Annotated in this window: 9 protein-coding genes and 1 tRNA gene; 7 read left to right on the forward strand and 3 right to left on the reverse strand. The window is 60.0% G+C overall.

All coding sequences use genetic code 11. The features are described from left to right. Positions 1–6 precede the first annotated feature (6 nt). From AAEZ10_RS04225 to AAEZ10_RS04250, 6 genes are all read left to right on the forward strand, one after another. Entirely contained in the window at positions 7–3,213 is a 3,207-nt protein-coding gene (locus AAEZ10_RS04225; RefSeq protein ID WP_350567910.1) for a transporter substrate-binding domain-containing protein, read from the forward strand. Positions 3,214–3,371: 158 nt separating this feature from the next. Next, complete coding sequence (locus AAEZ10_RS04230; RefSeq protein WP_110646435.1) at positions 3,372–4,238, forward strand: pirin family protein; 867 nt, start codon at positions 3,372–3,374, stop codon at positions 4,236–4,238. A gap of 239 nt (positions 4,239–4,477) precedes the next feature. Further along, the gene (locus AAEZ10_RS04235; RefSeq protein ID WP_350567913.1) at positions 4,478–5,920 is read left to right on the forward strand and encodes a mechanosensitive ion channel domain-containing protein; all 1,443 of its coding nucleotides are present in this window, start codon (positions 4,478–4,480) and stop codon (positions 5,918–5,920) included. Between the two features lie 83 nt (positions 5,921–6,003). Beyond that, positions 6,004–6,798 (forward strand): exodeoxyribonuclease III, encoded by a 795-nt coding sequence (gene xth, locus AAEZ10_RS04240; RefSeq protein ID WP_039762022.1) that lies wholly within the window; start codon positions 6,004–6,006, stop codon positions 6,796–6,798. Positions 6,799–6,898: 100 nt separating this feature from the next. Then, the gene (locus AAEZ10_RS04245) at positions 6,899–7,732 is read left to right on the forward strand and encodes an arylamine N-acetyltransferase family protein (protein WP_350567916.1); all 834 of its coding nucleotides are present in this window, start codon (positions 6,899–6,901) and stop codon (positions 7,730–7,732) included. 278 nt (positions 7,733–8,010) lie between these two features. After that, entirely contained in the window at positions 8,011–9,534 is a 1,524-nt protein-coding gene (locus AAEZ10_RS04250) for a nucleobase:cation symporter-2 family protein (RefSeq protein WP_024012376.1), read from the forward strand. Positions 9,535–9,647: 113 nt separating this feature from the next. On the opposite strand, the gene AAEZ10_RS04255 is transcribed toward AAEZ10_RS04250, so the two are convergent. Next, positions 9,648–9,723: transfer RNA gene (locus AAEZ10_RS04255), tRNA-Asn, on the reverse strand. A gap of 219 nt (positions 9,724–9,942) precedes the next feature. Here AAEZ10_RS04255 and AAEZ10_RS04260 point away from each other — a divergent pair. Continuing rightward, positions 9,943–10,173 (forward strand): hypothetical protein, encoded by a 231-nt coding sequence (locus AAEZ10_RS04260; RefSeq protein ID WP_122706879.1) that lies wholly within the window; start codon positions 9,943–9,945, stop codon positions 10,171–10,173. Here the strand turns inward: AAEZ10_RS04260 and AAEZ10_RS04265 are convergent. Next, a complete protein-coding gene (locus tag AAEZ10_RS04265) occupies positions 10,170–10,370 on the reverse strand; it encodes a hypothetical protein (protein WP_016773917.1) in 201 nt (66 codons plus the stop codon). The two genes, AAEZ10_RS04260 and AAEZ10_RS04265, sit on opposite strands and share 4 nt — an antisense overlap. Before the next feature lie 228 nt (positions 10,371–10,598). Then, positions 10,599–11,795, reverse strand: a complete 1,197-nt coding sequence (locus AAEZ10_RS04270) for an amino acid aminotransferase (protein ID WP_016773918.1) — start codon at positions 11,793–11,795, stop codon at positions 10,599–10,601. Positions 11,796–12,052 lie beyond the last annotated feature (257 nt).

A 12,052-nucleotide genomic window follows, 5' to 3' on the forward strand; every position in this document is an offset into this window, starting at 1 on the left:
CCCGACATGATGCAGGGACTGCGGGTTTTATTGCTGTGGCTGGGGCTTGTTGCCTCGGTCGGGGCGAATGACCAGCCGCAGACGCTGGAGGTGCTGGCGCGCCTCGAACCGGGAAGTATCCAGGTCCGCCTCGATGATCGGGAGCGCCAGTGGCTGCGTGAGCATCCAGTCTTGCGCATGGGCATCTCCGGCCCGGATTACCCGCCCTTCGAAATCACCCGCAATCAGCATGAGCTGGAAGGGCTGACCGCCGATTACGCCGATCTGCTGGCGCAACTGCTCGGCATCAGGATCGAGGTGCGGCGTTTCGCCGATCGTCCCGCACTGATGGCCGCACTCAAGCGCGCTGACGTCGAACTCCTGGGCACCTCGAACAGTTTCGAAGCCGCCGATCCGGCCTTTGTTCTGTCGCGGCCGTACGCTGAAGATCAGCCAATGCTGGTGACGCGTCATGACGAGAAACTGCCTGCTGACCTTGCAGGCAAACGCATCGCCATGGTCGAGGATTACCTGCCACTGGCCCATGTTCAGGCGTTCTACCCCGGCGCCCACGTGCAGCTTTATGCTTCGGCCATGGATGCACTCGGCGCGGTCGCCTTCGGTGCCGACGATGTGTACCTGGGCGACTTCATCAGCGCCAACTACCTGATCAACACCAATTATCGCAACGACCTGCAACTGGCCGGGCCGTCGGGGCTTGATGCCAATCCGTTCGCCTTTGCGTTGTTGCGCAGCGATGTGGTGCTCAAACGCATCGTCGACAAGGCCTTGCTGGCCGTGCCCATGGAGCGTCGCCATCTGATCGAACAGCGCTGGAGCGTCGGCCTCGCCGAGATGGCCGAACAGTCGCGGGTACAGCTCAGCGCCGCCGAGCAGCAGTGGCTGGATCAGCACCCGGTGGTGCGGGTCGGCGCTGTCGAAGACTTCGCGCCGTTGGCGTTTTTCGATGCCGATGGACGCTTCAACGGGCTGGCAGCGCAGTTGCTGAGCCTGATTGCACAGCGCAGCGGGCTGAATTTCGAGATCGTGCGTGGCACCTCCTTGAACGATCAGTTCGAGCAGCTCCAGGCCGGCGCACTCGATGTTCTGCCGGTGGTGACGCCGAGCACCGAGCGGGAAGCGCAGCTGCAATTCACCCGCGCCTATCTGAACAATCCGTTCGTGCTGGTCAGCGCAGCGAACGGACCACATCCATTGCCGCTCGACGAACTGGCGGGCAAACGCCTGGCCATCTATCGAGGGCATCCGTTGCGCGATTATTTGCTGCAACGGGTGCCCGGACTGCGTCTGGTCGAAGTCAAAAGCCCCGCCGAAGGCATGGCGCTGATTGCCCGTGGACAGGTCGACGTGACGGTAAGTTCGTTGCTGGTGGCGCGTTTTCTGATCGCCCGCCAATACCGCGACCGCCTGCGTATTACCGGCACCGTAGGCGATCAGCCGGCGCGCATCGCTTTGGCCACGGCGCCGCAGTCGGCGCTGCTGCACTCGATCCTGAACAAGGCGTTGCTGAGCATCGCGCCGCAGCAAATGGATGAACTGGTCGAACGCTGGAGCCACGATGTGGTGGTGGAGGACAGCTATTGGTCGCGCCATCGCCGCGAGATTCTGCTTGGTTTTGCCGGCGCCGCAGGCTTGCTGCTGCTGGCCTTGATCTGGATCGGCTGGCAGCGTCGGCAGATCCATCAGCGCCAGCAATGGTTGTTGCAACTGCAACAGGCCAAGGACGTAGCGGATGAGGCCAATCGGGCCAAAAGCACTTTCCTGGCGACCATGAGCCACGAGATCCGCACACCGATGAACGCCTTGATCGGCATGCTCGAACTGGCCCTCAAGCGCGCAGAGGAGGGCGTGACCGATCGACTCGCCATTCAGGTGGCGTCGAATGCCGGCCAGCAATTATTGGCGTTGATTGGCGACATTCTCGATATCGCCCGTATCGAGTCGGGGCATTTGTCCCTTTCGCCCGAGCGGGCCAACCTGCGCGAGACGGTGTTATCGGTGTGTCGGGTTTTCGAAGGGCTGGCGCGGCAGAAGCGCTTGTTGTGGCGCATCGAACTTGATCCGCGCGCCGACGTGGATGTGCTGATTGATCCGACGCGCTTCAAACAAGTGCTGTCGAACCTGTTGAGCAATGCGATCAAATTCACCGAGGCGGGCGAGGTGAGTTTGCGCTTGCAGGTCATCGCCATGACCGACGCTGAAGTGGACTTGCTGTTGCGCATCGAAGACAACGGCATCGGCATCAGCGGCGAAGATCAAAAGCGCCTGTTCAGCCCGTTCGTTCAAGCGAGCAATAGCCTTCAAGCGGCGCGCAGCGGTTCCGGCCTGGGGCTGGTGATCAGCCGTAACCTCTGCGAAATGATGGGCGGCACACTGGGTCTCGATAGTGATCTCGGGCAAGGCACGCGAGTAAAAATCAATATCCAGTTGCCGCTGTTGACGTCGGTGACGACCGCACTGGCAACGCCCGAGGCGGCAGCCGCGACCTGTGTATTAAGCGTGTTGGTGGTCGACGATCACCCGGTCAATCGCTTGCTGATGTGCTGGCAACTGAGTGAATTGGGGCATCGCACGGTAGACGTGGGCGACGGAGAACAGGGGCTGGACCGCTTGCGAACCCAGGCCTTCGATGTGGTGATCACCGACTGCAACATGCCGCGCCGCAATGGCTATGAGCTGGCGCAGGCGATTCGCAACGAAGAAGCCGCCAGCGGCCGCAGGCCCTGTCTGATCCTCGGTTTTACGGCCAACGCGCAGATCGAAGAGCGCCTGCGTTGTCTGGATGCCGGCATGGACGGCTGCCTGTTCAAACCGATTCGCTTGCATGATCTGGCTGAAGCCCTGAAAGGCGCTCATCGTTGCGAGCGCCACGAAGATGAACCGCCAAGTGCCGAGCCCGTCGAGATTGATCTGAGTGCCCTGGAGCAGATGGCCGGTGCCGATCACTCGTTGATCGAGCGTTTGCGCAAGGAAGTCGGCAATAGCTTGCGCGACGATCTGCAGGCTTTGGATCAGACCCGCGTCGGCGACCGCAACGGCCTGCGTGAGCTGGCCCATCGCATCAGGGGCGGTGCGCAAATGGTTGGGGCAGCGCGGGTTGTTGCGGCGTGTGCAGATCTGGACACGGCATGCCGAGACGGTGAAAACGCGTTTATCGAGCGTGCCATCGACAGGTTGCGCGAAGCCATGCACGGCCTCGCACGGTGCCTCTGAACCATTGCAGACTCCTGTGGAAGCGAGCCTGCTCGCGAAATGCGCGCCGCTGACTCAATTGTTCTGCATATGGAACACTCAAGCCGATTTCCACCCTCTAGTCGAATATTCGATATGCCCTTACGCTTAATCCAATGCATTTACCCATTGGAGACCCCATGAAAAACATCATCGGCATTTACACCAGCCCGCGCGGCCATTGGGTCGGCGATGGTTTCCCGGTGCGCACGCTGTTTTCCTACGACAACCTGGGCAAGCACATCAGCCCGTTTCTGCTGCTCGATCACGCCGGTCCCGCCGAATTCACCCCGACCACTGAACAGCGTGGCGTCGGCCAGCACCCGCACCGTGGTTTCGAAACCGTGACCATCGTTTACGACGGCGAAGTGCAGCACCGCGATTCCACCGGCAGTGGCGGCACCATCGGCCCGGGTGATGTGCAGTGGATGACCGCAGCTTCCGGCATCCTCCATGAGGAATTCCACTCGGAAAACTTCGCCCGAACCGGCGGCAAGCTGGAAATGGTCCAGCTGTGGGTCAACCTGCCGGCCAAGGACAAAATGGCCGCGCCGGGTTACCAGACCATTCTCGACCGCGACATTCCGAGCATCGCGCTCAAGGACAACGCCGGCAGCCTGCGTCTGATCGCCGGCGAATTCGATGGGCACACCGGACCGTCACGGACTTTCACGCCAATCGACGTCTGGGATCTGCGCCTCAATGCCGGCAAGTTGCTGACGCTTGATCTGCACGAAGGACGCAACACCGCACTGGTGGTGTTGAAGGGTTCGGTGCTGGTCAACGGTGCGGAATCGGTTGGGGTAGGGCAGTTGGCGCTGTTCGAACGCGACGGTGATCGACTCACCCTCCAGGCCAGCGAAGACGCGGTGGTATTGCTGCTCAGTGGCGAGCCGATCGACGAACCGATCGTTGGCCATGGCCCGTTCGTGATGAACACCGAGCAGGAAATCCACCAGGCCTTCGCCGACTTTCAGTCCGGGCGCTTTGGCCAGATGCACGCCTGACCCGAAGCTTTACTGGCAACTGAAACTCCCACAGGTTGTTCAACGTCTGATCGTTCCCACGCTCTGCGTGGGAATGCAGCCGGGGACGCTCCGCGTCCCACAGCCTCAAGATCGCAGCCTTCGTCAGCTCAGGGTTTTGCAGTGTTTGTAAGCCGGTGCTCATCCACCGAAATCAATTGCTCCTACACTGTGCCAATCTGTGCGATCTTCTCGCGATTGGCCTTTGTCGGAGTTGTTTGATGCTGTCTCTGCTGACCGAACACCCGTTGTTTAGCGCGTTGATCCTGATCCTGCTCGATCTTGGCTTGTGGCGGCTGATCAGCTCTCGCGGCAGTGAATGGAAGCTGCTGGTGCGGGTGCTGATTTTTGCCCTGTTCAGCATTGTGCTGTTCAACGAAGGTCTCAACCCGATGGAACCGGCGCCGTGGGCCGACAACGTGCCGCTGCATCTGGCGGCAACCGGGCTGCAGATCGGTTGGTGGCTGTTTGGTGCACGGACCCTGACGGTGCTGATCGGCGCGGTGATGATGCAACGGGTCGGCCATACCGGCCGGCTGTTGCAGGACTTGCTCGGCGCGGTGATTTTCCTCATCGCGATCATTGCGGCGCTGGCGTACGTGCTCGATCTGCCAGTCAAAGGCGTGCTGGCGACGTCCGGCGCGTTGGCGATCATTGTCGGCCTGGCTTTGCAGAGCACATTGAGCGATGTGTTCTCCGGCATCGTCCTCAACACCACCAAGCCCTATCAACTCGATGACTGGATTTCCATCGACGGCACCGAGGGCCGCGTCACCGACATCGACTGGCGCGCCACGCGTCTGCAAACCAGTCAGGGCAGCATGGCCGTGATTCCCAACTCGCTGGCGGCGAAAGCCAAAATCATCAACTTCAGCCGACCGAGCAATATGTTCGGCGTTTCCGTCAGCGTGCCCGTCAGCCCCCATGCCCGGCCCAGTTCGGTAATCGAGGCGCTGGAGCGGGCAATGCAGGGTTGTCGGCAATTGCTCGACACGCCGGCGCCGAGCGTATCGTTGAAGAGTTCTGCCAGCGGCGGCGCGGAATACGAGATCAGCGGGTTTGTCGCTTCGATGGGTGAGAAGCGCGTGGTGCGCAATCAGTTGTTCGACCTTGCTTACCGGCATTTGCAGGCGTCCGGGGTCAATCTGCTGTCCAGCAACGAGACCAGCGCCGCGCCGCAGTTGTCGCGGCCACGGGCGCTGCTGGAGAGCTCGCCGATCTTCTCGACTCTGCGTGAAGAAGAAAAAGACACCTTCAGCCAGAACATGACCCTGCAAACTTTCCGCGCCGGCGAAACGATTCTGGCGGGCGGCGAGGTCAGCGATCATTTGTTCATCATTGAGTCCGGCGTGGTTTCGGTGACGCTCAAGCGCCATGGTGCGCCACTGGAATCCGGGCGCATGGGGCCGGGTGAGGTGATCGGCGAGGCCGGGATTCTTTCCGACACCGCCTTGCCGGCGGATTTTTCCGCGAAGACTTTCTGCGGCCTGTATCGCATCGAGAAGTCCTACCTGAAACCGTGCCTGGACGCGCGCCATGACATCCACGATGCGATGCAGGCATTGCTCGATTTCCGTCTGCACAAGGCGCAGTCGCTGACCGAGGAAACGCCCGTGGTCGCGCCGAAAAGGGGCTTTCTGCAATGGCTGCGCAATCGGGTCTGAACTAGCCCACCGTTATTGGATGCAACCTGCGCGGCGTTCTCAGGGTCACAATTTGCAATCCCACCGGGCAGGAGTTGCAGACGATGAAAAACCTGCGAATCGCCACCTTCAACGTCAACGGCATGCGCGCACGGCTGCCGAATCTGCTGGAATGGCTCAAGCGCGAGCAACCGGACATCGTCTGCCTGCAAGAGCTCAAATCAGTCGACAGCGCATTTCCCGCCGCCGAACTGGAGGCCGCCGGTTACGGCGCAATCTGGCAGGGCCAGGCGTCATGGAATGGCGTGGCGATTCTGGCGCGTGATGCGCAGCCGTTGGAGAGTCGACGCGGTTTGCCCGGCGATGCCGATGACACCCACAGCCGTTATATCGAAGCGGCGGTGCACGGCGTGCTGGTCGGTTGCCTGTATCTGCCCAATGGCAACCCGCAGCCGGGGCCGAAATTCGATTACAAACTGGCCTGGTTCGAGCGTCTGATCAATTACGCCAAAGACCTGCAAAGCAGCGATCACCCGGTGGTCCTGGCCGGTGACTTCAATGTCGTGCCCACCGACATGGACATCTACAACACCCGATCCTGGCTCAAGGATGCTTTGTTGCAACCTGAAAGCCGCGAGTGCTATCAGCGGCTGCTGGATCAGGGCTGGACTGATTCCCTGCGCCACGTGTATCCCGAAGAACGCCTCTACACCTTCTGGGATTACTTCCGTAACCATTGGCAAACCAATTCCGGCCTGCGCATCGACCACCTGCTGCTCAATCCGGCATTGAGCCCGTATTTGCACGACGCTGGTGTTGACGCCTGGGTGCGCAACGAACCGCACGCCAGCGACCATGCACCGACATGGATTCGCATCGGCTCGCGGAAAAAGCGCTGACTGGGCGATTGGCGAAATCAATTGTCGAAAGCTGTGCCTGATCCCGTATACAGGGCAACATCAACGCAGTGTTCTGCGGCCCATGCATAAGGATCGAGCAATGAGTGCGCCACGGCTGACCAGTACCAATCTGTACCTGCAACGTTTGGGTTTCGATGCGCCGCCGGCACCGACGCTGGATGCGTTGCGCCAGTTGCAGTCCCGCCACACCGCTCGGTTTGTTTTCGAAAATCTGGCAACGATCAGTGCAGAGCCGGTGTTGATCGACTTGGTCTCCATCGAAGACAAGGTATTGCAGCAGGGGCGGGGCGGCTACTGCTATGAGCTCAATCATTTGTTTTATGCGCTGCTGCTTGAATTGGGCTTCGACGCGCGGGCGATCAGCGGGCGCGTGGTGATGAATCAACCGGAAGGCAGCTGGACGGCGCGCACCCATCGTTTGAGTCTGGTGACCATTGACGGCACTCGCTATATCGCCGACGTCGGCTTTGGCGGCATGGTGCCGACCGCACCGCTGCTGCTCGACAGTGAAGATGAGCAACCCACCCCACACGAACCCTACCGTATCGACAAGCAAGCTGATGGCTACCTGCTGCGCGCCAAAGTCGCAGGCGAATGGCGGCCGATGTACCTGTTCGATTTGCAACGCCAGGAAGACATCGATTACACCGTCGGCAACTGGTACGTCTCCACCCATCCCGAGTCACCCTTTTCGCAGCGCCTGATGGTCGCGCGCACCGGCGCTGGCTGGCGCAAAACTCTGAACAACGGCAGTTTTGCCATTCATCACATGGGCGCGGACAGTGAGCGGCGCGAGGTGGCAGACGTCGACGAGCTGATGAAATTGCTGCGGCGCGAGTTCGATCTTCAGGTGCCTGATTCACCGCGTATGCGACAAGCGCTGGCTCGGGTCATCGCGCCAGCCTCCATCTAAGGCTTTACATCAGGCTCCAATACGCGACGGATTTCGCCGATGGCCGCTGAAAGAGTGCGACTGCACCGTCGGTCGCCGTGAACACTTGAGCCTAGTGGGCACTGGCGCGGACGCAGCGGGGATGTGTTGCCGGATTTGTTGGGACAAGAAGCGCAGGCTAGAAGGTTGGATGGCTACCTAACCATTATGTGACTGACAAGTTGTATACAACTCTATGGACATTTGTCCTGAGTATTGAATACAGTGTGCGCATAACAAAAACCAGGGAACCCCCCACCATGAAAACGCCCCATGTTTCACACCAACGGCCCGAGGACGAAAACCTCGGGGTCGGCGCGAATATGGCTTACGGCCTGCAACATGTTCTGACCATGTACGGCGGTATCGTTGCGGTGCCACTGATCATTGGCCAGGCGGCCGGTCTGTCGCCGGCGGACATTGGTCTGTTGATTGCTGCTTCATTGTTTGCGGGGGGGCTGGCGACGTTGCTGCAAACCCTGGGTCTGCCGTTTTTTGGCTGTCAGCTGCCGCTGGTCCAGGGCGTATCGTTCTCCGGCGTGGCGACCATGGTTGCGATCGTCAGCAGCGGCGGGGAGGGCGGTTTCCAATCGGTGCTGGGTGCGGTGATTGCCGCCTCGTTGATCGGCTTGCTGATCACGCCGGTGTTTTCACGCATCACCAAGTTCTTTCCCCCGCTGGTCACCGGCATTGTGATCACCACCATCGGCCTGACGCTGATGCCGGTGGCCGCACGCTGGGCGATGGGCGGCAACAGCCACGCGCCGGACTTCGGCAGCATGCAGAACATCGGTCTGGCGGCGGTGACGCTGGTGCTGGTGTTGCTGCTGAGCAAGGTTGGCAGCGCGACCATTTCTCGGCTGTCGATTCTGCTGGCCATGGTCATCGGCACGGTGCTGGCGGTGTTCCTTGGCATGGCGGATTTCTCCAGTGTCACCACCGGCCCCATGTTCGGCTTCCCGACACCGTTCCACTTCGGCATGCCGACCTTCCATTTCGCCGCGATCCTGTCGATGTGCATTGTGGTCATGGTGACGCTGGTGGAAACCTCGGCGGACATCCTCGCCGTGGGCGAAATCATTGACACCAAGGTAGATTCCAAACGCTTGGGCAACGGCCTGCGTGCCGACATGCTGTCGAGCATGTTTGCGCCGATCTTCGGTTCGTTTACGCAAAGTGCTTTCGCGCAGAACGTCGGTCTGGTGGCGGTGACCGGGATCAAGAGCCGTTTTGTGGTGGCCACCGGTGGTCTGTTCCTTGTCGTGCTTGGCCTGCTGCCGTTCATGGGTCGGGTGATTGCTGCAGTGCCGACTTCGGTACTCGGCGGCGCCGGTATCGTGCTGTTCGGCACGGTGGCCGCGAGTGGCATCCGCACGTTGTCAAAGGTGGACTACCGCAACAACGTCAACCTGATCATCGTTGCCACCTCGATCGGTTTCGGCATGATCCCGATCGCCGCGCCGAACTTCTACGATCATTTCCCGAGCTGGTTCGCGACTATTTTCCATTCGGGCATCAGTTCGTCGGCAATCATGGCGATCCTGCTCAACCTGGCGTTCAACCACTTCACGACCGGCAACTCGGATCAACAGTCGGTGTTCGCCGCAGCCGAAGAGCGCACCCTGCGTTATCGCGATCTGGCCGCGCTGCGTGAAGGCGATTACTTCAGCGACGGCAAGCTGCATGACTGCGATGGCAAGGAAGTGCCGGTGATCGAGCCGGATGACCACGACCATGGCCACGGCGCGCCTAAGGTTCAGGTGAAAAGCAGCGAACATGTCTGACCGCTGCGTCTGAAACAAAAAAGGCCGATCTGCCCAAGCAGATCGGCCTTTTGGCATTTTTCGAGTGTCCACAAAAAAGCCCCTGAATCTTGCGATTCAGGGGCTTTGCTATTTGGCTCCACAACCTGGACTCGAACCAGGGACCCAGTGATTAACAGTCACTTGCTCTACCAACTGAGCTATTGCGGAATTGGTGCGTATGTTACTGATTCAAAAAGAGAAGTCAAGCATCGCCTGGCAACTTTTGCGATTCGTCGGGACGGACGGCATTTTGTCAGCGATTGGCGGTTACCAGAAAGGCCTCAGAGGTCTACCATGGCAGCCCGGAAGTGGTCACACGCGCTGCCGGCCATTCGCCGCAAAGGTACGCGCCATGAATCAAATCACCCGTAACACCGAGGTGCTCGCATGAGCACTGCACAGATCAGCCTGCCCAAAGGGATCGGCCCGCACGCCGAAAAACTTTTCGATGCAATCACCGGGGCAAGCACCGCCGAAGAATTGAACCGCGCTGGCGGCAAGGCCGAAGGTTTCGTCCTTGGTCTTGAAAGCAGCAAGGCCATCAAGAGCCAGGTCGCCGAATCGCTGTATGTGATTTACGACGATGCTGCCACTCAACGCTCGGTCGAGCTGGCTTAACTGCCGAAGGTAATCGTGCCGAGCATCAGCTTGGCATAGGCCGCCGTCGCCGCCAGTTGCACCAGCCACAGGGCCAGGCCACCGAGGAATACCCCGGTGGCGACTTGCAGCACCAGGCTCTTTTCACGCTTGGCCGGAGCGCGCGGGATGAAATCATCCAGGTCGTCACGGTCAGCGCGCAGGTTGTCGTTTTTCATGTGGGTTCTCTTCAAATATCTCGGGTGTACACAAAACCGGTAGGAGCTGCGGAACGCTGCGATCTTTTGATCTTGATCTTAGAAACAAGATCAAAAGATCGCAGCCTCGTTGCACTCGTCAGTTCCTACACTTTGAATTGTGTGCAGTCTAGAGGTTGCAAGGCGTTTCCAGAGACAAATAAAAACGGGAAGCCCAAAAGGCTTCCCGTTTTTCATCACTCGCCGAAATCAGATGACCTGAACGATCGCGTCCGTCACAGCCTTGATGTTGCTCTGGTTCAGCGCGGCCACGCAGATGCGGCCGGTGTCCAGGGCGTAGATGCCGAACTCGTTGCGCAGGCGATGCACTTGTTCAGTGGTCAGGCCGGAGTAGGAGAACATGCCGCGCTGACGACCAACGAAGCTGAAATCGCGTCCCGGGGCTTTTTCCGCCAGCAGGGCAACCATCTGCTCGCGCATGCCGCGAATACGCAGACGCATTTCGGCCAGTTCGGCTTCCCACTGCGCGCGCAGTTCCGGGCTGTTCAGCACCGCAGCAACGATGCTGGCGCCGTGGGTCGGCGGGTTGGAGTAGTTGGTGCGGATCACGCGCTTGACCTGCGACAGCACGCGCGCGCTTTCTTCTTTCGATTCGCTGATGATCGACAATGCGCCAACGCGTTCGCCGTACAGCGAGAACGATTTGGAGAACGAGCTCGAGACGAAAAAGGTCAGGCCGGATTCGGCGAACAGGCGCACAGCGGCGGCGTCTTCGTCGATGCCGTCGCCGAAACCCTGGTAAGCCATGTCGAGGAACGGCACATGACCTTTGGCCTTGACCACTTCGAGCACCTTGTTCCAGTCCGCCGGGGTCAGGTCGACGCCGGTCGGGTTGTGGCAGCAAGCATGCAGGACAACGATCGAGCCGTTCGGCAGGGCATTGAGGTCGTCGAGCATGCCGGCACGGTTCACGTCGTGGGTGGCAGCGTCGTAGTAACGGTAGTTCTGCACCGGAAAACCCGCGGTTTCGAACAGCGCGCGGTGGTTTTCCCAGCTCGGGTCGCTGATCGCCACGACGGCGTTCGGCAGCAGTTGCTTGAGGAAGTCGGCACCGATTTTCAGTGCGCCGGTCCCGCCGACGGCCTGAGTGGTGATGACGCGACCGGCGCTGATCAGCGGCGAGTCGTTGCCGAACAGCAGTTTCTGCACGGCCTGGTCGTAGGCAGCGATGCCATCGATCGGCAGGTAACCGCGCGAAGCGTGTTGCGCGACGCGAATCGTCTCGGCTTCGATCACCGCGCGCAGCAGTGGAATTCGCCCCTCTTCGTTGCAGTACACGCCCACGCCCAGGTTGACCTTGGTGGTCCGGGTATCGGCGTTGAATGCTTCGTTGAGGCCCAGGATTGGATCGCGGGGTGCCATTTCGACAGCGGAGAACAGGCTCATTATTACGGCGGCTCTGAATGGAGAGTGGAGGGACGTGTAGCGCTCCAGCCGAATGCACTAGAGCGGTGCACAAACGGGGAGCTAGTATAGAGGCCATCACCGCGCAATGGCGACAGGCGAATCGGCTTTTGGGGTAAGTTTTTCCGATTATTTCTGGACCGTTAGTCGATTGACTTTGTCAGACTCTTTACCGGATGTAGGACGTTTGCCTTGAAAGGTAAGGCAATCGCCACCACATTCAGCACAATCCAGGTTTT

The sequence above is a fragment of the Pseudomonas sp. H26/SER47-MNA-CIBAN-0231 genome (assembly GCF_040310465.1).
Taxonomy (GTDB): Bacteria; Pseudomonadota; Gammaproteobacteria; order Pseudomonadales; family Pseudomonadaceae; genus Aquipseudomonas; species Aquipseudomonas atacamensis.

Excerpts from the sequence above, each read along its gene's own strand:
- xth (WP_039762022.1), top strand. The coding sequence starts at position 6,004 with ATGAAAAACCTGCGAATCGCCACCTTCAACGTCAACGGCATGCGCGCA.
- AAEZ10_RS04265 (WP_016773917.1), bottom strand. The coding sequence starts at position 10,370 with ATGAAAAACGACAACCTGCGCGCTGACCGTGACGACCTGGATGATTTC.
- AAEZ10_RS04225 (WP_350567910.1), top strand. The coding sequence starts at position 7 with ATGATGCAGGGACTGCGGGTTTTATTGCTGTGGCTGGGGCTTGTTGCC.
- AAEZ10_RS04270 (WP_016773918.1), bottom strand. The coding sequence starts at position 11,795 with ATGAGCCTGTTCTCCGCTGTCGAAATGGCACCCCGCGATCCAATCCTG.
- AAEZ10_RS04260 (WP_122706879.1), top strand. The coding sequence starts at position 9,943 with ATGAGCACTGCACAGATCAGCCTGCCCAAAGGGATCGGCCCGCACGCC.
- AAEZ10_RS04250 (WP_024012376.1), top strand. The coding sequence starts at position 8,011 with ATGAAAACGCCCCATGTTTCACACCAACGGCCCGAGGACGAAAACCTC.
- AAEZ10_RS04235 (WP_350567913.1), top strand. The coding sequence starts at position 4,478 with ATGCTGTCTCTGCTGACCGAACACCCGTTGTTTAGCGCGTTGATCCTG.
- AAEZ10_RS04230 (WP_110646435.1), top strand. The coding sequence starts at position 3,372 with ATGAAAAACATCATCGGCATTTACACCAGCCCGCGCGGCCATTGGGTC.
- AAEZ10_RS04245 (WP_350567916.1), top strand. The coding sequence starts at position 6,899 with ATGAGTGCGCCACGGCTGACCAGTACCAATCTGTACCTGCAACGTTTG.